The organism is Halorubrum shenae, assembly GCF_051194165.1.
In the GTDB taxonomy this organism is placed as follows: Archaea; Halobacteriota; Halobacteria; order Halobacteriales; family Haloferacaceae; genus Halorubrum.
Map to the genome: position 1 here is coordinate 15,606 of NZ_JBLZNI010000017.1, position 26,418 is coordinate 42,023.

20 protein-coding genes and 1 pseudogene are annotated in these 26,418 nt (G+C 52.8%); 14 read left to right on the forward strand and 7 right to left on the reverse strand.

Annotated features, from left to right (window positions below; genetic code table 11):
- Positions 1 to 155: 155 nt before the first annotated feature.
- Positions 156 to 3,488: a PAS domain S-box protein gene (locus ACNS88_RS14920; protein ID WP_435099253.1), complete on the forward strand. Its 3,333-nt coding sequence runs from the start codon at positions 156 to 158 to the stop codon at positions 3,486 to 3,488.
- A 140-nt stretch (positions 3,489 to 3,628) separates the two neighbouring features.
- On the opposite strand, the gene ACNS88_RS14925 is transcribed toward ACNS88_RS14920, so the two are convergent.
- The gene (locus ACNS88_RS14925; RefSeq protein WP_435099255.1) at positions 3,629 to 5,527 is read right to left on the reverse strand and encodes a methyl-accepting chemotaxis protein; all 1,899 of its coding nucleotides are present in this window, start codon (positions 5,525 to 5,527) and stop codon (positions 3,629 to 3,631) included.
- A 650-nt stretch (positions 5,528 to 6,177) separates the two neighbouring features.
- On the opposite strand from ACNS88_RS14925, the gene ACNS88_RS14930 reads away from it, so the two are divergent.
- Positions 6,178 to 6,804: a deoxyribodipyrimidine photo-lyase gene (locus tag ACNS88_RS14930; RefSeq protein ID WP_435099257.1), complete on the forward strand. Its 627-nt coding sequence runs from the start codon at positions 6,178 to 6,180 to the stop codon at positions 6,802 to 6,804.
- Between the two features lie 154 nt (positions 6,805 to 6,958).
- Here the strand turns inward: ACNS88_RS14930 and ACNS88_RS14935 are convergent, their stop codons facing one another.
- The 5 genes from ACNS88_RS14935 to ACNS88_RS14955 form a co-directional block, all read right to left on the reverse strand.
- Complete coding sequence (locus ACNS88_RS14935; protein WP_435099259.1) at positions 6,959 to 8,299, reverse strand: ISH6 family transposase; 1,341 nt, start codon at positions 8,297 to 8,299, stop codon at positions 6,959 to 6,961.
- A gap of 278 nt (positions 8,300 to 8,577) precedes the next feature.
- Positions 8,578 to 10,407 (reverse strand): PAS domain S-box protein, encoded by a 1,830-nt coding sequence (locus ACNS88_RS14940; RefSeq protein ID WP_435099261.1) that lies wholly within the window; start codon positions 10,405 to 10,407, stop codon positions 8,578 to 8,580.
- The gene (locus tag ACNS88_RS14945) at positions 10,404 to 11,945 is read right to left on the reverse strand and encodes an ATP-binding protein (protein WP_435099263.1); all 1,542 of its coding nucleotides are present in this window, start codon (positions 11,943 to 11,945) and stop codon (positions 10,404 to 10,406) included. The genes ACNS88_RS14940 and ACNS88_RS14945 overlap by 4 nt, the downstream gene beginning before the upstream one ends.
- A 48-nt stretch (positions 11,946 to 11,993) precedes the next feature.
- Entirely contained in the window at positions 11,994 to 13,472 is a 1,479-nt protein-coding gene (locus ACNS88_RS14950) for an ATPase domain-containing protein (RefSeq protein ID WP_435099264.1), read from the reverse strand.
- Between the two features lie 123 nt (positions 13,473 to 13,595).
- Positions 13,596 to 16,589, reverse strand: a complete 2,994-nt coding sequence (locus ACNS88_RS14955; RefSeq protein WP_435099265.1) for a PAS domain S-box protein — start codon at positions 16,587 to 16,589, stop codon at positions 13,596 to 13,598.
- A 297-nt stretch (positions 16,590 to 16,886) separates the two neighbouring features.
- Between ACNS88_RS14955 and ACNS88_RS14960 the strand changes: the two genes are divergently transcribed.
- The 8 genes from ACNS88_RS14960 to ACNS88_RS14995 all read left to right on the forward strand — a co-directional run bounded on the left by ACNS88_RS14960 (position 16,887) and on the right by ACNS88_RS14995 (position 23,004).
- On the forward strand, positions 16,887 to 17,372 hold the full coding sequence (locus ACNS88_RS14960; RefSeq protein ID WP_092563099.1) for a chemotaxis protein CheW: 486 nt from the start codon (positions 16,887 to 16,889) through the stop codon (positions 17,370 to 17,372).
- Between the two features lie 311 nt (positions 17,373 to 17,683).
- The gene (locus tag ACNS88_RS14965; protein ID WP_435099266.1) at positions 17,684 to 18,322 is read left to right on the forward strand and encodes a PepSY domain-containing protein; all 639 of its coding nucleotides are present in this window, start codon (positions 17,684 to 17,686) and stop codon (positions 18,320 to 18,322) included.
- Between the two features lie 97 nt (positions 18,323 to 18,419).
- On the forward strand, positions 18,420 to 18,716 hold the full coding sequence (locus tag ACNS88_RS14970) for a hypothetical protein (protein ID WP_435099267.1): 297 nt from the start codon (positions 18,420 to 18,422) through the stop codon (positions 18,714 to 18,716).
- Between the two features lie 42 nt (positions 18,717 to 18,758).
- Positions 18,759 to 19,298 (forward strand): winged helix-turn-helix transcriptional regulator, encoded by a 540-nt coding sequence (locus ACNS88_RS14975; RefSeq protein WP_435099268.1) that lies wholly within the window; start codon positions 18,759 to 18,761, stop codon positions 19,296 to 19,298.
- A gap of 290 nt (positions 19,299 to 19,588) precedes the next feature.
- Positions 19,589 to 21,337, forward strand: coding sequence for a sensor histidine kinase (locus ACNS88_RS14980; protein WP_435099269.1), 1,749 nt, complete (start codon positions 19,589 to 19,591; stop codon positions 21,335 to 21,337).
- Positions 21,338 to 21,595: 258 nt separating this feature from the next.
- Positions 21,596 to 21,748 carry a hypothetical protein gene (locus tag ACNS88_RS14985; RefSeq protein ID WP_007998983.1) on the forward strand — a complete coding sequence of 51 codons (153 nt, stop codon included), beginning with the start codon at positions 21,596 to 21,598 and terminating at the stop codon, positions 21,746 to 21,748.
- On the forward strand, positions 21,741 to 21,974 hold the full coding sequence (locus tag ACNS88_RS14990; protein ID WP_435099270.1) for a hypothetical protein: 234 nt from the start codon (positions 21,741 to 21,743) through the stop codon (positions 21,972 to 21,974). Before ACNS88_RS14985 ends, ACNS88_RS14990 begins: the two co-directional genes overlap by 8 nt.
- Before the next feature lie 319 nt (positions 21,975 to 22,293).
- A complete protein-coding gene (locus ACNS88_RS14995) occupies positions 22,294 to 23,004 on the forward strand; it encodes a hypothetical protein (RefSeq protein WP_435099272.1) in 711 nt (236 codons plus the stop codon).
- 98 nt (positions 23,005 to 23,102) lie between these two features.
- Here the strand turns inward: ACNS88_RS14995 and ACNS88_RS15000 are convergent, their stop codons facing one another.
- A complete protein-coding gene (locus ACNS88_RS15000; protein WP_435099274.1) occupies positions 23,103 to 23,771 on the reverse strand; it encodes a tyrosine-type recombinase/integrase in 669 nt (222 codons plus the stop codon).
- Positions 23,772 to 23,923: 152 nt separating this feature from the next.
- Here ACNS88_RS15000 and ACNS88_RS15005 point away from each other — a divergent pair, with 152 nt between their 5' ends.
- From ACNS88_RS15005 to ACNS88_RS15020, 4 genes and pseudogenes are all read left to right on the forward strand, one after another.
- Positions 23,924 to 24,808 (forward strand): transcriptional regulator TbsP domain-containing protein, encoded by an 885-nt coding sequence (locus ACNS88_RS15005; protein ID WP_435099276.1) that lies wholly within the window; start codon positions 23,924 to 23,926, stop codon positions 24,806 to 24,808.
- A 167-nt stretch (positions 24,809 to 24,975) separates the two neighbouring features.
- Positions 24,976 to 25,257, forward strand: a complete 282-nt coding sequence (locus tag ACNS88_RS15010; RefSeq protein WP_007344317.1) for a helix-turn-helix transcriptional regulator — start codon at positions 24,976 to 24,978, stop codon at positions 25,255 to 25,257.
- A 402-nt stretch (positions 25,258 to 25,659) separates the two neighbouring features.
- Positions 25,660 to 25,954: pseudogene (locus tag ACNS88_RS15015) on the forward strand (toxin-antitoxin system TumE family protein).
- Between the two features lie 68 nt (positions 25,955 to 26,022).
- A complete protein-coding gene (locus ACNS88_RS15020) occupies positions 26,023 to 26,418 on the forward strand; it encodes an HVO_A0114 family putative DNA-binding protein (RefSeq protein ID WP_435099278.1) in 396 nt (131 codons plus the stop codon).

Here is a 26,418-nt window from a genome sequence, read left to right on the forward strand (position 1 = left end):
AGACGATGGTACAGTCGATATTCAGGGCGTGATGGGTTGCTCCAATCTAGAGTGAGTGGTCATACTGTATTCTATCTCGATAGTCAGGTTGACCAAATATCTCGTGTGAAAACTACTTCCAAAACAATATATGACACACTAACAGTCTCAAGCACATGACTGAATCAACAGGAATCTCTATCCTCCATGTTGATGATGACTCTACCTTCACGAATTTGACATCCGAGATGCTCTCAAAACAAGTGGCCCAGTTCACTGTTGAAACAGTGATGAGCCCCAGCGAGGGGCTAGAGCGACTCGATACAACTGACTTTGACTGTATCGTAAGTGATTATCAAATGCCACGCCAGGACGGCATCGAATTTCTTGAGGCCGTACGTGGGGATTATCCGAACTTGCCATTTATTTTGTACACCGGCAAAGGGAGCGAAGCAGTCGCAAGCGATGCGATCGCTGCCGGCGTCACAGACTACCTTCAAAAAGAATCTGGAACGAGCCACTATGCTGTTCTTGCGAATAAGGTTCGTAACGCGGTAGAGAGCTACCGGCAACGAGAGCGTGCACAAGCGAGTCATGATCGATTGCGCCAGATTATCGATATGCTCCCACAGCTCGTTTTTGCCAAAGATGAAGTCGGCAAGTTCTTGTTGGCAAACGAGGCCACTGCCGACGCGTATGGAACTACGGTGAGCGAGCTTGAAGGGTCGACAGATGCCGATTTTACTGACCGTAAAAAAGAGGTAGAACAGTTCCGTGCTGCTGATCGGGCCGTTATTGAGTCCGGCGAACCGACACATATTCCTGAAGAACAGCTGACGACCGCAGATGGTAACACGCGGGTCTTAGAGACAACAAAGATTCCGTATGACCCGGTTGAGACGGACGGCAAAGCCGTGCTCGGTGTCTCAACGGACATTACCGAGCGCAAGGAGCGAGAAGCCGAACTTGAGAGACAGTCCGCTGCTATGGAAGCGGCGATGGACGGGATCTCGATCCTGAACGAGGAGCTTGAATACACTTACATGAACCAGGCTCACGCCGATGTCTTTGATTATGACGCCGATGAGCTTCTCGGCAGCAGCTGGCGGCGACTGTACGGCGACGACGAGACCGTGCGGATCGAGCAGGAGGTGTTCCCAGTACTCGAAAGCGAAGGTGAATGGCGCGGCGAGACTGTAGGCAAACGACGCGACGGGACCGAAGTCTGCCAAGAAGTTGCACTCTCGTTGCTTGAGGACGGCAACGTTATTTGCACGAATCAAGACATCACGGGTCATAAAAAGCGCGAGCAGGAGCTAGAGCAGACCAATACCGTCCTCCGAACCATTGTGGAAAATCTTCCGGTGGGTGTGCTAGTCGAAGATTCCAACCGGGATGTACTAATGGCGAATGACCTGCTGGGAGAGACGCTTGGTGTGCCCGCAACTGGTGATCAGCTGATTGGGCGTGACTGCGCTGCAGCCGCTGAAGAACTCAAGGAGCTATTCGCTGATCCTCAACAATTTATTGACGATGTCACCAACCGAATTGAACGCCGAGAACCGGTTCGCAATGAGGAGCTCACACTCGCAAACGGCCATGTGGTTGAGCGCGATTACGTTCCGTACACCCTGCCTACGGGAGATGCACACCTGTGGCTGTACCGCGATGTAACCGAACGTAAACAGAGAGAACAGGAGCTTAAACGGAGTCGCCAGTTCCTTCGAGATACACAAGAAGTCGCACACGTTGGTGGCTGGGAGTTTGACTTACAGTCTGAGACACTGCGTTGGTCGGATGAAGTGTATCGTATCCACGGACTGAAATCGGATGCCGACGTGACCATTGAGGATGCCGTTAAGTTCTATCATCCGGATGATAGAGAGACAGTACGTGACGCGTTCGACCGTCTCACGACAGGAGGCGAACCGTACAATCTAGAGTTGCGGATTGTCACAGCCGACGGCGGCACACGCTGGATCAGCACACTCGGAGAACCAGTATTTGATGATGACACAGTTGTTGCTGTCCAAGGAACGTTTCAAGATATCACCGAACGCAAAGCACGGGAAGAAGAGCTGAGAATGGTTCGTGATCAGTTTGAGCGATTCGCGGGTAACGTCCAAGATGCGTTTTTCTTGTTACCAGTCGATTATTCTGAAACCTTGTACGTGAATCCGGCAGTCAAGAGAATCTATGGGATTACACCCGAGGAGGCTTATGATGACCCGATGGCTTGGCTCCGACACGTCCATCCTGATGATAAGCATGAGTTACTTGAGCAGGTGGAGGCACAGCAGTCTGAGTCACCAGAGTGGCCAATTAAACAGGAATTCCGTGTTGACCATCCTGACCGTGGTATGCGCTGGGTACGGGCCAGTCTTGACGTGCTTGATGACGAGACTGGCAGCCCGTCACGTCTCACCGGTATCACGACAGATGTTACTGAACAGATAGAACGCGAACAGCAGTTGGCAGCACAAACTGAGGAATTAGAGCAGTTGGCGACCAAGTACGCATCCCAGTATCGAACGCTATTCGAGGAATCGCCGGTAATGACGGTTTTGACTCGATCAGAGGATGGTCGACCGGTTATCGAGGATTGTAACGGTCAATTTGTGGAGACACTTGGCTACGATGTGGATGCGGTAATCGGGTGTGAACTTACGGAGTTTTATACTCCTGAATCGGCGGACAAGCTCCGATCAGGAGGGTACTCCCAGTCGCTCGCTGGAGAGTTCACTAATGAGAATCGTGATTTAGTCGCTGCCGACGGTGAGGTCACTGAGACAGTTTTGCGCTCCGTCCCGCGCCGTACAGTAGACGGAGACACCGTCGGGACAGTAGCAATGTATATTGATATCTCAGAACGTGAGTCGGTGAAACGCGCAAACGAGCAGCTCGAAGAGTTCGCAAGTGTTGTCTCACATGACCTACGGAACCCGCTCAACGTCGCTACCGGGCGGCTTGAATTATTATCGGACGAATGCGACAGCGAGCATCTCAAGGGACTGAGAAAAGCGCTCAGGCGGATGGAAACGCTGATTGGTGACCTGCTAACATTAGCTAGAGAAGGAAAAGCGGTGACCGACACTCAGGCGGTTAATCTTGCCGCGCTAACTAACGGATGCTGGGAGACTGTCGAGACAAGTCAAGCGATATTAGTTAATAATATTAATCGAGATATACAAGCTGATAGGAGCCGCCTCAAGCAGGTGTTTGAGAATCTGTTTCGGAATGCAGTCGAACACGGTCAAACAGATGTGACGGTGACAGTTGGAGAGTTAGCTAATGGATTCTACATCGAGGACGATGGCCAAGGAATCACCCCCGATGAGCGTGATGATGTCTTTGAGGCAGGCTACTCGCAATCAACAGACGGAACAGGGTTTGGATTAAGTATTGTCGAACAGATCATTACTGCTCACGACTGGCAAATTCATGTCACAGATGGGAGCGATGGTGGAGCACGCTTCGAAATTACGGATGTTGAACTCGTGGCGTCGTAGGCCTCACGCTAGTTTTTGACACGGCTGTTGGTGGGCCGAATGGGGAACCACATTGAACGACCCAATCACCAGACGGCAACGGTCTGGATCCCGTATCAATCTTTGGCGAGAGAACACCCCTGGTGACGGCGAAGGAGATATCACTCTGTACTGCCGCCGTCACTCACCGGCTTGACCGATCCACCGGCTTGAGGGCCGACATTATCAGCCGTTACGCTACCGAGCCGGTCAGGCTCTGTATCAATCGTGAACCCACTGAGGCGGTCTTGAAGTCTTCCTGCTCGCTCTTTTAGATCGTCTGCGTTCTGAGAGACCTCCGAAAGAGACGAGGTTTGTTCTTCGGCCGCTGCCGAGACGTTATCGGACTCGCTGTTCACCTTGTTCGCCGCGTTGGAGACATCCTCAACGATGGTTACGACTTCCTCTGTAGAGGCGGCTTGACTGTCTGTGGCGTCGCTGATCTCTTGGATACCATCATTCACCCCTTCGACGGTGGTCGTGATCTCATCGAGAGCAGTGAGGGCTGACTCGACTGTATCAGCACCCGAACGAACCCGCTCCTGCATTGACTCCATATCATCAACAGTCTCATCTGAATTAGACTGGACACGCTCAATCCGCTCGGTAACGTCATCAGCAGCCTCCGCAGTCTCCTCAGCAAGCCCCTTCACTTCGTCCGCCACCACAGCGAACCCGGACCCGGCCTCACCGGCACGCGCCGCTTCTATCGAGGCATTAAGTGCGAGTAAGTTCGTCTGCTCAGCAATATCCTCAATCAACTCTACGACCTCTCCGATTTCATCAAGCTCGCTCGCCAGCGTATTGACTTGATCTACAGTTCGCTCAGACTGAGACTCGATATTTTCCATCTCATCAATTGCTTCTGACGCGGCCGCTTGGCCGTTATTACTGAGCTCAACCGCATTCTGAGAGGCTGTGGCAACTTCGTCTGCTGAGGAAGCGACTTCTTCTACCGTCCCAGAGAGATTCTGCATCTCGTTCGACGCCTCTTGACTCTGCTCGTGTTGGGTATCGGCGTCTGCCGCGATTGCTTGGATAGAGTCTGCGACCTGCTCACTGGCGCGCTGTGTCTCGGCTGTCGACGCGCTCACGTCTTCACTTGCAGACGCGACCTCATCAGCGAAGGCTTGAATCTGTGCGAATGTCAGCTCAAGATCTTCCACCATTTCGTTGAACGTAGTGGCTATTTCCGCCATCGCCTCGTTGTCTACGTCGGTATCAAGTCGGCGGGTGAAGTCACCGGCCGCACACTCAACCATAACCGATTGGTAGTCGGCAGCAGCCTGCTCAAGTTCCGCATTGAGTTCTTGCATTTCCTCACGCTGTTCGGCCGCCTCTATCTCCTTTTCTTTGGCACGATCTCTCGCTTCTTCTGCTTCTTCCAGTTTCTCTTGGACCTTCTCGCGGGCCTGTTGTCGCTGAATCGCGAGCGACTGCCAAAGGAACGTGATTGTCCCCGCAAGCATGAGCACCCCAACAGCGTGTATCCCACCCCAAACGATCGGGTTAGCCATCGCTGCCTGATGGTTGTAGACCGTGAACCACTCGATGAGCCCGAAGACGCTGTGTTGGATAGCGACATACCCAATCGTGATCGCAAACGGTACCCAGTCTTCATACAGTGCAACAACCCCGACTCCCACAAAGTAGAGAAAATGTGCCTCGATGAATCCACCAGTAAAGTAGGCTAACACCGACGCCTGTGCCATGAACGCGACCGCGCCCGTAGCCGCCCGAACTCGACGAGAAAGTGCCGGGATTGCAGCTATCACTACCAATCCCAACACTATACCACTGCCGACCACGGAGTGTAACATCGGGATGACCGGCAGTTCAGCACCGGTGATCGACTCCGCGCCCACCATCCGACTCACACCGAAGACAAACGGAAGTAACGCGAGTGTGAACGCCAAGACACCAATATGTCGCCGTTTGAACGTCTCGTCAGGAATCTCTTTCCCATTCGGCGTATTCTCGATATAGGTTTTAACTGGCGATTCTGTATCTCCCAATTGCATATACATTTGCTGTGCGATACCATACTTAGTCTCTCGCCTCAAGTTCTCGTTTTTGAGAATGTCTTAAGTTGTTGAGCCAGATGACGCAGTCGGGGCCACTGGTTGATATTGATCGGGGTTATCCAGAATCAAGGAGAATACCTGCGGCTTCAGCCGCAGGATGAATCCGACAACTGGCGATCAAACAGCGGCTCGGTAGCACGTTCTGGGTTTCCAATCCATACGTTCAAGTGAAAAAAACCACTACCCAACGGTAAGGTCAGGTCGGAACGGAGCGGATTCCGAACGGCCTTCGGAGGCGGCCTTGCCGCTAATCCAATGAGACAGTATCCGAAGCACTGACGCGGTGAACGCGAATCCTCGAAGGGTTCGTCTCATGCCCGTCGGCTGAGCAAGCCCGAAGATACCTCCGAATCCCCCGACGTGTCAGCGACTCGTTGCTGGCAAAAACAACAGATGGGAGTCAACGGCACCGAGGATAGGAGTAACGGCGGTTTGGCACCGCCAGACAGTCACCGACCACGACGACTGGGTTAAACGAGTTCCCGTAAAGTGGCGGCGTCCGTGGTTGCGAACCTGAAACTCCCACCGCTCGGGATTCCTCGCTTTTAGAGCGGGGAGGATATCAGTGAAAACCTCTAGGCGTATGTATGCAGTTGTATTGGCACCGTCGCACGCTTCGGCCAAGTCCAAATCCGGGGCTTTCGACCGCCCTCACCGCTGCTGAGCGGGATGATAGTTGTGTGATGTCAGTGTTCGTGCTGGATGACGCGATTTTGTCACAGGCCGACGGCTTGGGAGTTGCATTCATGCTCGGTTCCCTCCGTGAGCTTCGAGACTGGTACCGAGGCTATGGTAGTGATCTCGTGATACAGCACGGAGACCCGACCGACATCGTGGGTCATATCGCACGGACTATCGGAGTCGAACGGGTTGTGTGGAACCAAGATTACTCACGACTGGCTCGTCAGCGTGACCGTGCGGTTCAGCGTGCGCTCACTCGCACTGGAGTCACCTACACGTCCGTTCCAACCGGACAGGCAGCCAGGACGAGTTCATCTACAACGCTACCCTCGGACCCAGAGGCGTATCTGGCTAACCCACATACACTAGCTATTGAAACTAGAGAGGTGCCACGACTTTCAGACCTTCGTGAAGAGGAATACGACTCTGCGCCCCTCACCGCTGGTACTAAATCTGCTCGAAAGCAATTACGAGCTCTGTCAAACGGAACGACGTATCGTCGGTATGATGACGGTAGGTCGTTTTTGCCTTAATATGAGATAGTGCTCGATCGGGTCCAAAGAGTGGGATTCACAAGACTAAGATCTTGTACTTCTAGCCGGCGCGAATGTTTCCTGTCCTAGTTTTTCTGCGATACTGGTTGCCCTGGTTATCACTCACAATATTTTGGTCGTGTCGCAAAGCGGTCTAGAGTTTGCCTTTGGTGCTCTCAATTGAGAGGTCACAGCTAATTGCTGTTTTGGTCGATCGCTGGAGCAGTTCGTCGAAGAACGACTGGTAGTGCTCTGGATCAGCATACTTTACCAGCCGAAGTTGGAGTATCGCCTCTAATCCCTCCGTTGTCCAGCGCATCCACTGGTTCTTACAGCGCTTGCTGACCTCACCCATCAGCCGTTCGACGGGGTTCGAGGTCCACGGCACCTCGAACCCCTCGACAGCCTGCTCGGCAAACGTCACGATCGACGGCAGCCACCGCCGAAGATACCCCGCAGCCTTCTCTGACCCGTACTGATCCAACTGCCACGCTGTCTTCTCGATACGCTCGGTCGTTCGCGCGATCCGCTCGCGGATCGCCGCGAACTCCTCGTCTGGACAGTGCTTGGCGACCGAATTCTTCAGATGGAACACCTCGTCGATCACCTCCGAGACGATCTCGTTCCGCCGATTCAAGGAGAAGACGCCGTCGTCCCAGAGGTTGTAGTCAAGCGTTCGGCCGACGTGGACGAGATCGAGTTGGTGATTGCGATTTTCGTCGGTAAATGCTGTGACGATGCCGTCATCAGCGTCACTGACGACCGTCGCGTCGTCAGTGACTGCGTCGATGTCATCGAGGTCGGCTGCTGTCTCGTCCCACTCAGCGTTGACCGAGAGATCCAGCAGAGAGCGTGACTCCTCGGCAGTATCTTCGCCGAGCGTGGCCTGGACGGAGTGGTACGAGCGGTCGTCGTCTTGGCTGTGGCACTTCGTGCCGTCAGGAATAACAGCGTCAGCCTCTGTGTCAGCGACACAATCTGGAAGGAACTGCTTGAGCTTGTTGCCGTACTCTTTGGCGCGACGGTTGATAGTGGTCGGCGACGGCATCCTCTCGGAGATGCTGTCGCCGTGGTCAGCAGCGTCACGATAGCTGAGCGAGGTGGCGAGATCCACACTTTTGGCCGCGATGTCCTGCTGATAGCGGTTTTGCCCGTCGAAGCTGAGAACATCTTCGACGGGCCGGAAGTAGCTGGCTTCGTCGTGGTCAGCGGCGGTATCTTCGACGTAGTGAAGGTCGAATTCGTGTTCACCGGCGGTTGTAACGGCTGTGCGGGTATCGGTTCCAGCTCGTTGGAATCGTTGTTGACCGTTGCCGTTGGCATATTTTTCGCCACAGAGCGCCTCGACGCGGCTCGCGTCGAGGCTCTCGACCAGTCCTTCGAGAAGAACTGACTCGACGTTCTGGTCAGTGATGAACTCAGCCAGCGTGGCCAGCGGTATCGTTTTGTCGTCGTCGATGCTAACGGTCAACCGCACGTCGATTGTGGCGTGCATGGGTCTCCTCTCAGGCTGGATACCAGAGGCGACCCGTCCCTCACGGGAGCCAGTTGCTACTGAACTCTAGAGGACTTTGCGACACGACCCAAAGATTAAAATCCAGAATATCTGATGCGGCACTAACCGTTAAATCACAGACACCCTCAGTCGTATTCTGAGATTGAAGTCTGGTCGCAACGTCATGTAGAGCTTCGATTGTCTCGCCAGGCGAGTTGGTCATATCAAACAAATGGGAGCAGAGCCGATAAAGTCACTTGTTAAAGGAGTAGAAGAAGTCACTTCTCAGCTGCCAACGGGAGTCTAATCGTAATCTCGGTGCCACTTGGCTCGGGGTCGTCAACACGAATCTTTCCGCCAGAGTGAGTGATGGTCCAATAGACGAGCCACAATCCGAGTCCGCTGCCGTGAGAGAGTGTCTTGATAGCTCCGCCCGATTCAAGAACGTTTCTGTCAAACTCCGGAATACCAGGACCATTGTCTCGTACGCGGAGGATACCCCACGAACTGTCAGCAGTAAGGTCAACAGATACACGTGGTTCGTCGCTGTCGTTGTGGACTACAGCATTAATCAGTAGCTCTTCGATAGCGGTATCAATCGAGTCAGACGCAGAGGCAACAAGTTGAGCCGGGGCCGAAACATCGATACTTGCGTTAGACCAATTCTGATCAGTCTCTTCCGCAAGATTTTGAACTAATTGTCCGAGGTCTACCGGGGCCGGCTCGCGTGGATCACTGAGGCCGTCAGTAATCTTTCGTGACTTCTCGCTCGTCGCCAACAGACCGTTAGCTCGCTCAACGATGACATCGGCAGCAGCTTTGAGGTCACCATCGAGTTCATCTTGAAGCTGCTTGCCTCGACCACGGATTACATTCACATCGTTGCGAATATTATGGCGCAAAATATTGTCGAAGACTTTCAGCTGTCGCGTCCGCTTGTCGAGATTGGTGACGTCCCGACAGATCGCAACTGTGCCTGTGAGTTCTCCATCCTCATAGTAGGGGTACCGACTCGTGTAGAAGACCGCCTCCTTATCAGTATGTGTGAACGTCGGCTCAACACTGTATTCGACTGGCTGTTCGGTCTCGATTACACGCTGTTTCTGCCGGGCAATCTCTGTGGCAGTGGCTGCGTCCATAAACTCGTATTCACCATCGCCGAGTAATTCATCTCTTGAGAGCCCGGCAAACGAGCACAGTGCGTCGTTAACCAGTCGAAACTCTCCCTCACAGCTCTGGAGCATAATTGGATCCTCAAGCCGCTCAACAATATCACGATATAAGGAGAGCCGTTGTTCAATCTCTTTCCGTTCGGTGATATCCCTTTGGACGGCGACAAATGCTTTCGGCTCACCGTCTTCGACGATTGGAGCGATAGTCTGATCAGCGACGTACTGGGAGCCGTCACGCCGTTGATTTGTGATTTCTTCATGCCACGTGTCGCCGGCGGTGATCGTCTCCCAAAGGTCACTGTAGTAGTCGTCGGTCATCTCTCCAGAACTGATAAGTTCTGGCGACTCACCGACAGCTTCTGTTCGACTGTAGCCCGTAATTGATTCGAACGCTGAGTTGACGTAGTTAATCTTCCCAGTAGTGTCGGACATCCAGATCGCGTGACCAGAGGACTCAACCGCTTGTTTGAATAGTTTCAGCGACTCTGTGCGTGTTTTGAGACGTAACGATTGAGTCCGCAGTCTGGTGAGCGCCTCTGTCCGCCACTCTAATTCGGCCTTTTTGATCGGCATCGAAACCACTTCGTCGGCGGTTTCGAACACAACGCTGTCGGCAATCTCACCACGATCGGTTTCAATAACGGAGAGGTCTGCTTCCGGAATGAGCAGAAGGCATGGCAAGAGAGCGGGCTCAGCCTCGTGTTTCCGAGCTCGGAGCGTTTCAGCATGCGTCTGTAACATCTCCGCATCAAGGATACAACAATCGAATGCCGCTGTTCCGACTGGCTGGTCAGGATCGACAAGCGTGTAGCTGTCGTGGGATTCAATCCACTCAACAATCAGCCGCCGATTTCCTTTATCAGAGAGTAAGGGGAACAAGGCCGCTTGGTCAGTAACATCATCAGAGGAGTCATTTACAGAAAGTGTATCGTTCATCGATCGCCCCCCTCGCTATTGTTTGGAGCCTCAGTCGTCTGTAACTCAACAACAAAGGCTACGCCAGGCTGATCCGTCTCAGTTGCTTCACTGGGCAACTCATCCTCACTACAGTCCGCGATCCAGACTTTCCCATCGTAACTCTCAACAAGATTATCAACAAGGAACAAACCCATTCCGGTCCCCCCGCTCTCTAGTCCCTTCTGACCTTCTTGAAACAGGTCTTTTCGGACGTCGGCTGGAATTCCTGGTCCGTTGTCAGCCACTCTGACACGGACGGTGTCATCCATCTCTTCGACGGTGATGACTACCTTCGGATGTGTTGTCTGATTGTGTTGGACCGCATTGTTGACAAGGTTCCGAAACACTGACGAGAGCAACTCATTCGCCAGTACGCGCGTTTCTTGATCGGGTGGGTCTGGCATCGTAATTTCTGCGTCGGAAAACGTCTCCCGACGCTTTTCGAGTTCTTGAGTGAGGAGTTGTCGAAGTGAGATCGGCTTGAGATCTGGTGTTTCATCACCGTGAATGAGTGCTGATAGGTCACGGGCAACGTTTGTAAGTTCAATAACATGATTTCCTGCCCGGAGGACCCGGTCAAGTTTCTCTTTACCGTCCGAAGAGAGCTCATTTTCAAGCATTTCCCCCCACGAAACAATGACGTTCATATCATTTCGGATATCATGACGGAGAACTCTGTTCAACACGTCGAGTTGCTCACGTTGCTCACGAAGACGTTCTTGGAGATCTCGGAGATCAGTAATTTCGTGATTAACGGCGATGAACTGCGTGATATCACCATTTGGGTTTTCAACCGGAGCAATTGTTTGTTGGACAATATACCTCTCGCCGTCTTTGCGTCTGTTGACAACCGTGCCATGCCACGTCTCACCGGCGGTGATAGTCTCCCACAGCTCTTCATAGAACGCCTCATCGTGTTCACCATATTTGAGCATCCGCGGGGTATTTCCGACGACTTCCTCACTTGTATACCCTGATTGTGACTCAAAACCTCTATTGACGTACTCAATTGTCCCGTCGACGTCGGTGATCAATACTCCGTGACCGGCGTGTTGGTCGCGGATTTGGCGGAGTTGCTCACGTCGGTTGAACGCGACAGTCGACTGGTCTCGCAGGCGGAGAGCCATCTCTAGTTGTTCGCCAAGTCTGTGTTCTGCGAGTGGCATATCGATCAGCCCATCGATAGCATCCCACAACTCCGGGTGTGTCTCGCGGAGACGATTACAGATCTGGCGGTGCTTTGCCTCGGGGACCAACAACAGATACGGCAGCACAACCTGCTCATGTTGCTTTCGTGTGAGCAGTTCCGAGCGGTGCTCATTGAACGCTGTCCTGTCGACGAGACAGCAGTCGAACGCCGCCTCAGCGATATCTACGCTCTCGACAATCGTATATTGGTCATGTGTGGTTAGCCACTCTGTGAGGACACGTCGGTTCCCTTGGTCACTAACCAGCAGCAGGACGCGCTTCGCTTCGTCGGCCGTCTCTTGATATGGCTGCTGTTCGTTCGTGGACATGAGGTTTGATCGTGTGGGCTCGTATTTGGTGCCTATATCACGCGAGGGCTACGATTGGTCGGTGTCAGCCACATCGCGACTAGTGCCGCCAGTATCCTCGTTCCAGTCAGGCGTCCCAGTGAGAATGCCCCGAAGTTGTGGGAGAGGCTCCCCGACGCGTATCCCGTCGGCCGTAATCTCAAGTTCGCGAAGGCTGCGTTCGAAGTCGCTCGTTCGCATTTTCAGTGTCCCAATCACTTTCCGCATCTCGCCACGGTACTCAACGTGGCGCAGGAACACAATATTATCGGCAAGATTGCTCGTCCGCTCTTCAGACGCTTGGAAGTCCCCGGTGATATTGTGGACTTCATTAACCAGGAGAGTGGTGACACCAGCAGCCCGCAGGAACCGGCCAATCCGCACCAACGCACCCGTCGTGTCGGCAAGTCCACGGAGATTCTCTTGGAAGCCTTGTGACCCATCAATCATCACCACCTCAGTACCGTTGGTAACGGCCTCCCGGAGGAGATGCTCAAATTCACCAACCGTATACTCATCGGGGGAGACGTCGACAATAGAGAGTTCGCCGCTGTCCAGCGCAGCCTGAAGTGGAAGCCCAATTGCTTCTGCCCGATCACGAATTGTCCATTCTGCTTCTTCGAACTGGAATACCACGCTCTGTTTGCCCTCAAGTGCTGCTTGGATGAGGAACTGAAGCCCAGTCGTTGTCTTGCCGACGCCGGTTGGCCCGCTAAGCATTGTTATCGTGCCATGATCTAACCCGCCATAGAGCAACTCATCGAGTTCGTCCACGCCAGATGAGAGCGGTTCCGTGTCGATCACTTGTTTCTGCGTATCGGGCACGAGTGCCGGCCATACTTCCAGTCCCGCCGCAGAAATATCGTAGAAATGATCCCCACGCCGGAACGACGACCCTCGGAACTTAGAGATACTGACCATCCGGCTCTCAGGAGTCACATCAAGAGAAATGACAGTATCAACAAGAAACTGAATATCATCGTCTGTGATTGGCCCGCCAGCTTGAGACGTTAACATGCCCATCGCGTCAATTTCTTTGAGATAATCAAGGAGACCGAGGATTCCGGACCGGAATTGCCGCTCGTCAGTTGTAAGATGTCGGAATTCTGTGATTGGGTCCAGTAACACGCGGTCTGGGTCGATCTCATCAATCTTCTCACGGAGATCGGCAATAAAGTCCGGCTGTTCGACTTCCGCTGACTCAAAGACGCTGTACGAGTTACGCTCTGAGAACTGTTCTTGAGTCGGGGAAATATTATGGAAGTGAATTTGCTCGGTATGAAGATCGAACGCATCTGCGGTTTCCTCAACGTACGCCTGTGGCTCACCCATGTTGACGTACAGAGATGTCTCGCCAGCGTCTATCCCCGCCGAAAGAAAATGTAAGCCGAAAATTGTCTTCCCTGAACCAGGAGACCCGCGTATAAGCACGTTTCGCGGGTGGATGAGACCGCCGTTTAAAATATCGTCCAACCCACTAATACCCGTAGACAATCGTCGATCTGTCATAATAGGGTATTACTCTTAGTCTTCAAGTAGTTTGTTGCTGTGACCGTGCTCTAGTCTTGTCTTTTATCGACGGACAAGGCGAATACCCCGAGGCGATTCACTTTCTCCACCAAAGTCCAGAACTCACTCTACAAGTTCGACCCCCGTAAATTCGAACCGTGTACCACCCTGTTCACTCTCGGTCACAGTAATCTCCCACTCGTGAGTGCTGGCAATTTGCTCGACGATCCGCAGGCCGAAGCCGGTCCCCTCCTCATTGGTCGAGTAGCCCGCCTCAAATATTTCCTCGCGGTCACTCCCTGGGATACCGGTTCCGGTATCCGCCACGTAGAAGCCGTTCTCTATTGTACCGACGGATACTGTCACGTTTTCGTCGTTATGTTCGACTGCGTTACGATAGAGATTCTCAAATAGTTGCTGAAGACGGCTCTGATCGGCCTTGACAACCTGAGAGACATTAGATTCGAGTGCTGCCTGTCCCGTGCCAACGGTTTGCCAACTGTCCTTGGCTATGTCCGCAAGTCCAACTGGTTCGGGCTCACCAATCTTCTCACCCTCTCGTGCCAGTGTTAGTAAGTCCTCTATGAGCGCGCCGATCCGATCGAGTGCCTGGGCAACACCCTCAATATGGTCACTCTCGCACTCCTCACGAATCAGTTCTAACCGTCCGACAGCCACTTGAAGCGGATTTCTTAAATCGTGGCTGACAATGCTGGCGAACCCCTCAAGTCGCTCGTTCTGACGTTCGAGTTCCCGTTTGTTCTCGACTTCCTCGGTGACATTCTGTGAGACTGCCATCACGTACTCGATCTCATTGTTGTTGGTCCGAACAGGGGCGGTCTGAATTCGGTATTGCCTGCCCCCGTACTCCTGTCCGAACGTGCTGGCATTCCCATTCAGCGTTTCCTCGTAGTAGTGACAGAGTTCATTCGCGATGTCTTCCGGGAACAGATCGTGTGATTTCCGACCCTCGATATCGTCGGGAGGTAGGCCAATGTTGCCCAGTTCTCTGCCACCGGCGCGTACGTATTCGAGATCCGTGTTGATGAGGAATACCGCACCGTCCGGGAAATTCTTGGCTAGTGTCTCGTACTGGTTTTTTAACTCCTGTAACTCCTGTTCACGTTTTTTTCGGTGGGTCACATCCCGGAGTGTTCCAACTGAGCCGTTGAATTGGTCGCCTTCGTACGGGAGAACGCCCATTTGATCTTCACAGACAATCGGGTCACCCTCCCGCGGGTGCACCGTCACTTCGAATGTGAGCGTTTCCGGGCCATCACTTGACAACAACCGTCCCAACTGGTGTTCTGCCTGTTCGACAGCCTCCTCGTCTTTGATGAGCGACGGTGTGTTCCCAAAGATAGTTTCCCGGTCGTAGCCGACTAACTCGACGAACTTGTCGTTGACGTAGGTGAACCGTCCCTCCTCGTCAATCACGTACACTGCGTCGGTCAGTGCTTCAATGATCGTTTCGTACTCTTCTAATCCTCGCTTGCGGTTCTCGCGCTCGGTGACGTCCTGAAACTTTGAAAAGATCGACTGTACGTCCCCTTCTGCGTTGGTAACAACACGGTTGTGCCACTCACCGGTGAATACTTCGCCGTCCTTTCGGACGTTCCGATTGAGTGCGTGTTCTCCGCCATTGGCATTGAGGAGGCTCTCGACGACAGTGCCAATTTTGTCATGGTCATCGGCGGCGACAATCATTTCCCATGGTTCGCCGCGTATCTCTTGCTCACCATATCCAAGGATTTCTTCAGCCCGTGCGTTCAGCCGTTCGAATCGGAATGTGTTGTCCCACTGGACGGCCCCAAGTGGGGATTCCTCGAATAACAGCGCGAGTTCCTGCTGTCGTTGGCGAGTAGTCTGCTCGTGTTCGACGCGATTAAGCGCTGCTATGAGACTCCCTGCCAGTAGTTCTCCGAGCGCGGTGTCCTGTTGATCGAAGGCTGCTCGCCTCTCGGAGCCAGCGATCAGTACCCCATGGTCAGCAAGTGGCAGATACAAGTGACCGGCGAGATCAGTTCCGGTGTTGTGGCTGTCCGAATCCTGCTGTACATCTGCTATTACTGCTGGTTCGCCGTCGCGGTAGACTCGTCCCGCGATACTGTCCGTCACAGGAAGCGGTTGTATATCTCCGATGAGCGAGTTTAGCTCATCTGTCTGTGCCACGGGAACCAGTTGAGTGTCGTCAGCTTCGGAGACGTGGATAGCATTTGCCTTGAAATTGAGGATATTACTGGCAGCCTCAACGCCAATATCAGCGACCTCTTGTCTGGTTTCTGCCTCTAGGAGTGCCTGTGTAGCCCGGTTCAGTTCGGTTAACTGTCGTTCACGTGTTTTTTTCTCAGTGATGTCGTTGACTGCCCCGCGGAGCTTTGTTACCTGCTCCCCAGATTCCACGACTGGAGTGATCGTAACGTCCAAGAGACGCTCGTCGCTGCCGCCTGGATGGAGTCGCCACGTGTCTCGTAGTTTATCACCTGCTTCGAAACCCTTCTCGAGTGCCTGCTGAACTTCTTCGCGGTCATCCGGGTGGAACAATTCTATCGCCTCTTCAACAGGGATTTCAGTCAGGTTGGGACGCTCGATAATTCGACGGGCACCAACGGTCAGCAAGACCCTACCACTCTCTCTGTCAAGTTCGAACCCGCCGGTGTTGCCCGCAAACTCTGTCAGGCGCATCAGTTCTTCCTGTCTGTCAGCGCGCTCAGCCTCACGTCGGGTGTTGACCGCGTTCCGAATTCGGTTGGCCAAGAGTTCGTACGTCTCTGAACCTGTTCCCTTCTGAAGATAGTCTGTTACATCGGCGGAGATCGCCTCACTGGCTACCTCTTCACTGCCCTTGCCGGTAAAGAGAATGAACGGGAGGTCTGGATTGTTCTCACGGACACCTTGTAAGAGTTCTAAGCCATCCATGCCGGGCATGTTGTAGTCCGAGACAATACAGTCGGGTAGGTGACTATCAACCCGTTCTAGGACCTCGTTACCGCTGTTTGCTGTCTCAACAGTGAATTTATCATCCTCACGTTCGAGGAACGTCGCAGTCAGGTCTGTAAGAGACGGCTCATCGTCAACGTGGAGAACCTGAATCTGGTGTTCCGAAGCGAGAGTCATTACCCGTTACTTTGACACCAGTTCTATAACACTTTCTGAGGATTATCATGTTTGATTTGTTCTTGTATAGCACATTGTTGATGGAGAGAGTTCTTGCGATTTCGAGATACACCACTTCTGTGAGATATCTCGCACCACAGTAGCTCTGCCGACTACCTACTGAGTGAGTTTTATAAAAGAAACCCGTGCCAACAACCTCCACGAGAAGAGCGAGAGTCAAGATGATTTTACGGGTCTGACAATCAAAGCTAATAATTTCAGAGGTACAGTTATTTGTATCTTCACCACAGACTCTTTATGTCAGTCACAGAAACTGAAGCTGAACCCACCAAAGTGCTGGAGTTTGGCTTGGGCAACGGGACGTACTGTCTGGATATCGGGATCATCGACGAAATCGTTGACGCCGGCAAGCTCACGCGGATCCCTAATTCCCCTGACCACGTTGAAGGCGTAATGGACCTGCGAGGACGTACGACAACGATTGTTGACCCGAAGACACTCTTTTCGATCGACGAGAAAGGACCCCGCGAACGGATTGTGGTGTTCGACGACGACGAGACCGATGGGAGCGGTGCCGTCGGCTGGATGGTTGATGAACTGTTCCAAGTCCGCGACGTGGCTCCGGAAGACGTGGATCAAGCAACAACCGTTAATGGCGAAGGAGTTAATGGAATCGTCAAATCCGAAAACCGCTTCTTGATCTGGGTCACTACAGATATCGACGAGGTCGTGGACTTCGAAGCTCCCAATCTCGTGAGGGAGAAGGAGCAGGCCGACGAATAGTGGGTCGACGGATCAGCATAATACAACGTGGAGACTCCGACCTCAACTCGTGCGGGACGGTAAGAGACAGCTTTTAGCGCGGGGAGGACGTTAATGATACTGCTGTCGGGCTAACTTGCGCTGTGTCTCATGTACGTCCCAGATTAACAAATATATCTATTATTGGGGGATATGTGACTGGTAGAGTGATTACAATTATCTACAGACTCAAGATGTAATGAGTTGTTAGAGGCGTGTACCACTGCTAGACTCATATACCAAACGACACTTTACACGTGGTCCCGTATAGTCGTAGTGAGGCTACGAAACTGATGCAATCTAACAGTCGGAAGATAATCGGAGGTGCCGTTGTTGCAATCGCCTTGCTCGCCGTTGTCGGCAGCGGGGTAGCATTCGCGCAAGGGAGTGGATCATCACTCGTATCGGACGTTGATGACGACGACTCAATTCCAGAGAGTAACGTCACACTTTCTGAGCAAGAAGCAATTGATATCGCAACTGCCGAAGCTAATGGGACTGTTAATGAAGTTGAACTTGAAAACGAAGACAGCGTACCCGTCTACGAAATAAAGCTCGTGGCGACAAGCGGCTCAGAGACCGAAGTTGCTGTCCACGCAGACGATGGCACGGTCCTCGAAACTGAGAGCGAAGACGAGGAGATGGACGAAGACTCGATTTCGGAGAGTAACGTTTCACTCACTGAGCAAGAAGCAATTGATATCGCAACTGCTGAAGCCAACGGAACTGTTGACGAAGTTGAACTCGAAACTGAGGATGGCGCACCAGTCTACGAAGTCGAACTCGTGACGGCAAACGGCTCAGAAACTGAAGTTGCCGTCCACGCAGACGATGGTACGGTCCTCGAAACTGAGAGCGAAGCCGACGAAGATGAGCAGGAAGATGAGGAGGCGGACGGCGAGGATGAGTACGAAGACAGCGACGACGAATAAACGGTGGTGTCGCTCAACAATATGACCGTCAGAACCAACGGTCGCGTGTGACCACCGTGGCAAATAATTAGATAGCCCCCACACCCAATTTCATTATATGACGGAGATTGAACTGTTTGAACCGGAAACGTTCATCCGGGCTCTTACGCTCTTAGTGACGATGATCGTGGTTCTTGTTACCGCGTTCGCCTACTACCGCACCCGGGTCCGTCGTATTCTGGTCCTTGCGCTGCTCGCAGCGCTACTCGCAACCGATCTCATATTAGAGGTCGGTGATGAGTTCTTCGAGGAAGGGATCCCACACTTCGAGTTGCTCACGAGCCTGTTTGCACTCGGGATTGCACTCCTCTTGCTATCGACAGTAATCTGGCGCTTCGACTGGCAGCCACGATGATATCCCCACGCGCCACACCCGGCTCACAGAAACGAAACGCAGATGGTTAGACGCCGACCTCACGACGGCGAGGAAGACATCCTTGAGCTAGAGACGCGGAAGGAGATCTTCGAATACGTCAAAACAAACCCGGGTGTTCACTTCAGCCAAGCGAAGCGCGAACTCGATATGGAGACCGGGCTTTTACAGCACCATCTCGACACACTCGAAAACTATGACGTGCTCATGAGCGAGGACCATCAGGGTAAACGTCGGTTGTTCGTCGCCGAGGAACTCGATAGTGAAGAGCGTGAGATACTGTCGTCCCTCCGATACGAGACGACCCGCCATGTCTTGTTGTTCTTGATACAAGAGGAGACGGCCCGAAATGGGGCAATCGCCGAAGAGGTCGGCGTGGCACCAGCGACGGTTTCTTGGCACGTGTCACGCCTCGTTGAAGAGGGGATTATCTCCGAGGTTCGAGATGGCCGAACGACGCTCTACACTGTTGCCGACGAGGAATTGACGATGCAACTCCTCGTACGATATCAGGAAAGCTTCGTTGACAGGGCAGTCGATAATGTGCTTGACTTCTGGGGTTGACTCCACGATCTGAAGCACAAACTAATTAAAACATGATCCATTCTTACACCACTACCTAACAGATACATGTATCCACAACATGGTCACCAGAACATACGTTACAATCAAAGAGCTTCCGGCAGCCTACACGCAAGCGAATTCTATCGGTTGATTTAGCATTCAGATAAAAAACGCAGTTCCCGTGCTGACAACACCCTGTCTATCTCGCACGACTTTCCTGACAGGTAGCGGGGAAGTACGCGATCGGTACATGAATGGCCTTTATATGACATTTTGCTAATTATCCTAATATGAGTGTGACCCAGTTTGATCTAATCTTGTTCGGGGTTCCGGCTCTGATATCAGTAGGTGTCGCGCTGTTTGCGTGGCAACATCAATCGAGCCCCGGTGGCAAGCCACTCGTCATCCACGGACTCGGGTCAGCCGTCTGGATACTTAGCTATGGAATAGGCACCAGAATAAATAGTCAGTTGATTGCTCCACGTATGTTGGGCGTTTCGTGGCTTGCTGCGGTTGTGGTGGCATTCTCCGGTATGTATGTCGCTGTGGAGTATACTGAACGGACGTGGCTCAAACAACCAATAGCACTAGGCAGTGTTGGTGGTTATCTCTGTCTGGAAGCGTTAGTGATCGGACTCAATCCCGGCGGCTTGTTCTATACCCGTACGCCGACAGTTGTTCAAGCTGGGACACCAGTCTATGAGTTTGGTATCTGGTGGACAGTACACATTTTTGTGGTGTTTGTCGCGGCCACTGCGATGTTGGGGATGTTTCTCGAAGCGTATTTGACCCAGAGTGGGGCGTATCGTCAACAGGCCCGTACAGTACTTGGCGGTGTCGTAGTCATCTATCTGACGGCAATTATTGAGGTCGCTGGACTTGAGCCATATCCAGACCCACTGTACAACGCAACGATGGCTGGGAGTACGGTCTTGTCCGTAACTTTCCTCTGGGCTCTCTTCTACGCTGATTTCCTGGAGTTAGCTCCCATCGCACGCAGGGCGTTATTAGATGACATAGATGATGCTGCGATAGTCCTTGATCATCAGGATCGTCTCGTTTACGCCAACGGCGTTGCCCATGACTTGTTTGATACTGACCCAGAGTACGTCGGCATGCCGGCAGACGACTTTGTTTCTTCAGCCGGAAATCAAGAACTCAACCAGCTTGCTGAGGTGGCCGACGGTAAGACAGAAATTGAGATCACAAATGATAATGAGAAACGATACTTTTCTGTGTCAGCGTCAACAGTCGGCAGCGACGAGAGACGCCGTACATTCGTGTTACATGAAACTACGGCAGAAAGAGAGTATAGACACCGCATTGAAGAGCAACGAGACAATCTAGATATTCTTAATCAAGTATTGCGTCACGACATCCGGAATAATCTCCAATTGATACTCGCGTATACTGAGATGGTTGTAGACACGATAGATGATGATGAGTTACAGAGACACTTGGAGACCGTTAGTGAAAATGCAGAGCAGGCAGTTGATCTCACGAAAGTAGCCCGAGAGATGGCAGCCGTCATGCTCTCAGGAGAACAAGAACTTGAGGCGGTCAGTATCCGGCCCGTGGTAATGTCTGAGGTAGAACAGACTCGTGAGGCATATCCAGACGCCAACATCATCACCGCTTCGGAGGTACAACAGGTCTCTGTGCGGGCCAACGAAATGTTAGGCTCTGTGTTCCGCAACCTGCTAAAAAATGCAGTTCAACATAATGACAAACCGGTTCCAACCGTTGCGGTATCATCGAAAACAGAGGATGAGCATATCAGCATTCGAGTTACAGACAACGGCCCCGGTATTTCCGACGCCGCAAAGGAGGACATCTTCGGCAAAGGCGAAAAGGGCCTCGACAGTGGGGGCACCGGAATCGGTCTCTACCTCGTCAAGTCGCTGGTAGAGAGCTACGGGGGTGACATCTGGATTGAAGACCGGGAAGAAGGCGACGTTATTGAGACGGAAACACCCGCTGATACACCGCCTGAGGGTGTAGTGTTTATTGTCAATCTCCCATTCATACCGAAGGACTAGTATATACTGTACGCTCTTCTGGCGGAGGTCGTTGATACAGCTCAGTCGAACTCGAAATGAGTGCTAAACTCAACAGAGATCGGTTTACAAGACCACTCTCGAACCGAAGAAAAATTTTTCACACCGCAAGAAGGCAAGCCATCAACGATCTTCTACACATAAGCGGATTGTGTACAGGGCAAGGTGTTCAGGAAACGGGGGTTATCTGAACATCTACATTAGAACTAAGTTTAGGCCTAACTATAGGCCTATACAGAGATGGCGAAAACGAGAGTCAGTCAGGGGGCAAACGGCCAGTACAAGGTTACCGTACCGAAGGGGCTCGCCGAGGCGATGGACCTCGACGGAAAGCGGCTCGACTGGAAGGTCAAATCGGGAAGCTCCCTAGAGGTGACAGTCGTCGATGAGTAAAGCACTCGCGTGGATCCGGAAGTCGAAGGGTGACGATGATGACGTCGGGCTCAAAGACCAGCGTGAACTGGTCCGAGGTCTCGCGGAGGATGTCGCCGACAAGGTGGAGGTTCTCGATCTCGGGATCCACACTGGCTTCTCGACGATGACCCGAGACAATCCGGCGGGCCTCCTCGACCAGAACGAGCGCGTTCAGGAATGCGTCGGCGAGCCCATCGAGGTCTAGCCGGGGTGAGAAAGTGTGAATGAGAACGGGGAGGAAGAACACACGGCTGAGCCTCTGACATGGTGTACAAGGTACACCGGTTTGAGAGGCGGCCGGGTGTTATATAGTCATTTCGGTGACAGAGGTCAGCGGCTTGTGGCCGACGGTGGTCAATCAGAAGCTGATCGCCATTCAAAGATGTAAAAGGCGACTATCAAGAGTACTTTATCCAATGTCTATTCGCGGACTACCTCACTGCAGACTGAACTCACAGTTCGTAGAAATCACATCTGATATATTCACCAGTAGGCATTTATAACAAGTTGGCGGCATTTTCTGTATGGTTGGTGTATCAACAGTTGTCGCGGCAGGAATCATCGGATGGAGTTTGTACAAGGCGTACTCGATCGCCACGAGTGACAGTGGCGGAAGAGATGGATGGAAGGCCTACATGAAATGCTATGGGATATTCGGCTTTGGGAGTCTTATAGCGTTAATAGCCGCATTCCCCGCAGGCATAAATGGGAATTTTATGACAGCCATTGCTAACATGGGTGTTGTTGTACTAGCAATGCCATTTTTGGGGATGATTGTTCTCGGAGACTTAGGCCAAGACACAGCGAAATACATGAAGGACAATCCTGAAGAGGCAAAAGAAGCACTTGATCAAGCTGCTCAGATCGCCAATACGGCGGCAAAGGTAGATGAAAAACGCCGCGAACGAAAGCGGAAAAAAGAGAAGAAACAACAAAGAGAGAAGCAGCGTAAAAAGGCCGAGAAGGCCAACCAAGAGCGTCAACAGCGAAAGAAAGAGATCGAAAAAAAGGTACAACAAGAGGCACACCTCTGGCAGATGCGGTGTCCAAAGTGCAACCTGGCGTGGGGACTTTCGGGATCAACGACATTCACTGGTGCGGAAGCAATCGGAATGAAAGTTATCGGGATTGATACCACGCTGGATATGGCTGAGGTACAATGTCTTGATAGCGATTGCCTCAATACGCGGCGTGTTCGCGTCGATCAGATGGAGGAGTGGAAGAAGGCCAGATAGGTGTTTTATCGCAGATGGCTTTTCTCAATTTTATTTTGTGATTCTCAGTCTAATGTTTCACTGTTCAAGACACCGGGTTACAGAATCGCTCGGATAACTCAGTAACCAGAATGTGTTTGAACCGCTGGCTCAAACACACGGCTCGATTCTTGCTCGGACCCAGGACTCTCAGAGATGAATGATATTTTTTCGCGCTCGCGCTCTGCGGCAGCAGGTGACATCTCGCCGAGGTAGTGATCGCGGAAGGTCTCCCAGTCCTCCCACCCGCCAAAACTCATGACAACGGCAGGGAGTAGTCCACAGTCCCACAGAAGGTGGCCTGCCCATGTCCGTCTTAAGTCATGAACGTCCAGAGAGGTCCATCCCTCGTCGCCAGTTACAGCGTATCGTCGCTCGCCGGCGCGTTTCACCCAGCGGTAGATCGAGTTCGGCTCGACGCCGACGACGGGCTCGTCTGGGTCGCGGTCGTACGAAAGCGTGCGGACGGAGCTGGCGAGCTGCTCCGGGATCGGCGTCTCGCGATACTTCCCACGCTTCGCGTAGTCGTTCCACACGCGAACGAACCCGTCGGGAGCGTGCGTGAAGTCGTTAGTCGTGACGCTTGCGATCTCTTCGCGACGGAGCCCGGCCTGAACTCCGAGTCGAAAGGCGATCTCCTGCTCGGGGGACTTCGCCTCGTCGATGAGCGCTGCGACCTCGTCGTTCTCGTCGCTCTGGCTGAGCCAGACCCGCTTCCCGTCTCGTTCGGGGTAGTCGTCGAGTCGCATAGTAGGCTTAACGAGGTAACGCTACTAAAAACCATGTGGGATGGGTGTCTGAGGGGTCGGTTTGAGAGTCAGATCGGACCTATCGGTAGCCGAATACCGGATTCTACTACCCCAGATCGAGGGTCACTACTGCGACCAACAATCTGCTTCCTATGAGCGTACTCGAAACGGATAGTCAGCTCTATCCCGTAACTGGCAAACTAGTCCAATCCTCAGATACCATATCTATTAAGTACATATCGATGAAATTACAGAACATGGTCAAACAACATATTTTCACACAGATGATTTCCGAACAAGACGAGCCAGCACTGTATATCAATCCCCGCTCTGAACAAATCGCAGCCTTCGCAGAGGAAGCAGTAACGGTTGGGGACCAATCCAAGGTCCGGCTGCTCGCAGACACAGGTGAAATCAAAGACGCCTTCTACAGTTTCCTCACAGCATCAAAAATCGCCGAACTGATCCGCCGAGATCAACTTAGCCTCCGAACACTTAGAGAGCCAGTCCAGAATACCATCTTCACAACCGAATCTGAGACTGTAGTCCCTGTGATGGGCAAGCACAGTATCTCGGGTTCGGATCCCGAACTAGTCTCATCAGTCTACAGTGAGTTCGACTCCAGATTCGAAGCCGCCGAGCAGTATCACCTTCGGACACCTGCCCTCTCAGTAGTGAAAGAGACGCTCCGGGAGGAGATTGGCGACAGTGTCGCTGACGAACTCACCGAAGTGCTCGCACACGCTGACGAGATTGCCAACAGCAACGAATACCTCAGTATCGTCGAGATCATACTCATCCTCGCAGCCCGCAACGAGATTCTCCTCTACGACGTCTCGAAATGGGGAGAGGATACGGATATCGCTTCGAAAGCGACCTTCTCACGGGCCAAAACAGCACTCGAAGATGCTGGCCTCATCGAGACTGAAAAAGTCCCAGTAAACATCGGTCGCCCCCGACTTCGGCTTATCGAAACCGACGAACTCGCGACAGCAGACCTGAAAACACTCTCCACCGAGATCCAGTCTCCGCTGTAGCATCCGCCCCACGATAGCCACCGACTATCGAGACGAGAATACGGTACTTCTCCGACTCAAGCGTGAGATGAAGCAGTCAAAATCACTGTATAGGGTGTGAAACGTATTCTATAACACGCAGTCACCAGATCAATAGTATTTCAAAACTCGAATGAGTAAATTGCGACATGTACGATCTCACTGGCTTTCAGCGCGATCTGCTGTACGTAGTTGCCGGACTTGATGACCCCCACGGACTTGCGATCAAAGACGAGCTCGAGGACTACTACGAAAAGGAAATCCATCATGGGCGGCTCTATCCCAACCTCGACACGCTCGTTGAGAAGGGACTCATCGAAAAGAGTCAGCGCGACCGACGGACCAACGAGTACAGCACTACTCGCCGGGGCACTAGAGAGATCGAAGCTCGGACTGAATGGGAAGCCGAGTATATTGACCACGACGGGTAATCGAACAGCTGCGTTCGAGGACTGTTTGACTCTAGTATTTCGCGCTCTTCTCGCGTGAGATCCACTTAGCATCTCTAGAAATCGTAGAAAGAGTGTTTTGGGTTAATATTATGGTTAAGGTTAAGATTAACTCATATCCTTCCAATTGCCGAGCTATACTTGTAATCTGTTCGAGAAAGGCATCAGCCGGGCAGTAGCTCAGACAGGCAACGGACAGTTTCCTAGGTCTCGTTGATGGCGGCTCCGACGACGAGTAGTACCGCATTAGCCACATCTGAGTATAGCCTTACAGCTGACAGAGCGATAGCTCGATGCTGCCGTCATGGATGCTATCTGTTTCTTTGTCTTTGTTAGGTTTTTACCTAACATTTACCGGAACAGGGTGCGTCGACACATGTGTGGATGAGCGATGATGTCACCGTACTTGAAGACGAGATTGAAGCCTACGCCGACGGTACCGTTGCGCAGGTACGCGTGCTTTTGGTCCGGACCTCAGATCGGTTCGAAGACGGGATCAAGTACGCCTACCACTACCGAAGCCGGCACAGACGATCCGATCATCCGATTCGACAACCACCACGGCGTCCACGAACTCCACCTCAGCAGTGAGATCTTCGAGATCGACTACCCCGGCCTTACGGAGATCCTCCGTGCCTGGCGGGCGGCACTCCCAGAAGAGAAGCGCGACGACTGGTAGCCCGTTCAAGTACGGTGACCGACGTACAGACCCACAACTAATCCCGACCCACAACCCCACGCCCACCCATGACCCAGACACTCCACGTTCAGATCAAGTCCGCCGACCGTAGCGACCTCGAAGATCGCCTCGAAGCGATCGACGCCAGCGAAGACGTCGACCCCAGCGAGCCGACGCTGTCGATCGAGAACCTCGAAACGTTCGGTCGCGTTTTCCGCTCGATCAACCTCGAGCTCTTGGAGGCGATCGTCGAACACGAGCCGGGGAGCATCCGCGAGCTCGCACGCCTCGTTGATCGGAACCCACCAGAGGTCCTCGAGAACGTGAACGAACTGGCTGACTACGGCCTCGTCGAACTCGAGGAGAATGGCCGAGCAAAGCGACCTGTCGTGTGGTACGACGAGATCGACGTCGACATCCCGCTCACGACTGGGTCGGGACAGGGACGGAAGGCGAACGCCTGA

Excerpts from the sequence above, each read along its gene's own strand:
- ACNS88_RS14980 (WP_435099269.1), top strand. The coding sequence starts at position 19,589 with ATGAGTGTGACCCAGTTTGATCTAATCTTGTTCGGGGTTCCGGCTCTG.
- ACNS88_RS15005 (WP_435099276.1), top strand. The coding sequence starts at position 23,924 with ATGAGCGTACTCGAAACGGATAGTCAGCTCTATCCCGTAACTGGCAAA.
- ACNS88_RS14955 (WP_435099265.1), bottom strand. The coding sequence starts at position 16,589 with ATGACTCTCGCTTCGGAACACCAGATTCAGGTTCTCCACGTTGACGAT.
- ACNS88_RS14995 (WP_435099272.1), top strand. The coding sequence starts at position 22,294 with ATGGTTGGTGTATCAACAGTTGTCGCGGCAGGAATCATCGGATGGAGT.
- ACNS88_RS14975 (WP_435099268.1), top strand. The coding sequence starts at position 18,759 with ATGGTTAGACGCCGACCTCACGACGGCGAGGAAGACATCCTTGAGCTA.
- ACNS88_RS14930 (WP_435099257.1), top strand. The coding sequence starts at position 6,178 with ATGCAGTTGTATTGGCACCGTCGCACGCTTCGGCCAAGTCCAAATCCG.
- ACNS88_RS15000 (WP_435099274.1), bottom strand. The coding sequence starts at position 23,771 with ATGCGACTCGACGACTACCCCGAACGAGACGGGAAGCGGGTCTGGCTC.
- ACNS88_RS14935 (WP_435099259.1), bottom strand. The coding sequence starts at position 8,299 with ATGCACGCCACAATCGACGTGCGGTTGACCGTTAGCATCGACGACGAC.
- ACNS88_RS14960 (WP_092563099.1), top strand. The coding sequence starts at position 16,887 with ATGTCAGTCACAGAAACTGAAGCTGAACCCACCAAAGTGCTGGAGTTT.
- ACNS88_RS14940 (WP_435099261.1), bottom strand. The coding sequence starts at position 10,407 with ATGAACGATACACTTTCTGTAAATGACTCCTCTGATGATGTTACTGAC.
- ACNS88_RS14965 (WP_435099266.1), top strand. The coding sequence starts at position 17,684 with ATGCAATCTAACAGTCGGAAGATAATCGGAGGTGCCGTTGTTGCAATC.
- ACNS88_RS14920 (WP_435099253.1), top strand. The coding sequence starts at position 156 with ATGACTGAATCAACAGGAATCTCTATCCTCCATGTTGATGATGACTCT.
- ACNS88_RS14950 (WP_435099264.1), bottom strand. The coding sequence starts at position 13,472 with ATGACAGATCGACGATTGTCTACGGGTATTAGTGGGTTGGACGATATT.
- ACNS88_RS15010 (WP_007344317.1), top strand. The coding sequence starts at position 24,976 with ATGTACGATCTCACTGGCTTTCAGCGCGATCTGCTGTACGTAGTTGCC.
- ACNS88_RS14985 (WP_007998983.1), top strand. The coding sequence starts at position 21,596 with ATGGCGAAAACGAGAGTCAGTCAGGGGGCAAACGGCCAGTACAAGGTT.
- ACNS88_RS14925 (WP_435099255.1), bottom strand. The coding sequence starts at position 5,527 with ATGCAATTGGGAGATACAGAATCGCCAGTTAAAACCTATATCGAGAAT.
- ACNS88_RS15020 (WP_435099278.1), top strand. The coding sequence starts at position 26,023 with ATGACCCAGACACTCCACGTTCAGATCAAGTCCGCCGACCGTAGCGAC.
- ACNS88_RS14970 (WP_435099267.1), top strand. The coding sequence starts at position 18,420 with ATGACGGAGATTGAACTGTTTGAACCGGAAACGTTCATCCGGGCTCTT.
- ACNS88_RS14990 (WP_435099270.1), top strand. The coding sequence starts at position 21,741 with ATGAGTAAAGCACTCGCGTGGATCCGGAAGTCGAAGGGTGACGATGAT.
- ACNS88_RS14945 (WP_435099263.1), bottom strand. The coding sequence starts at position 11,945 with ATGTCCACGAACGAACAGCAGCCATATCAAGAGACGGCCGACGAAGCG.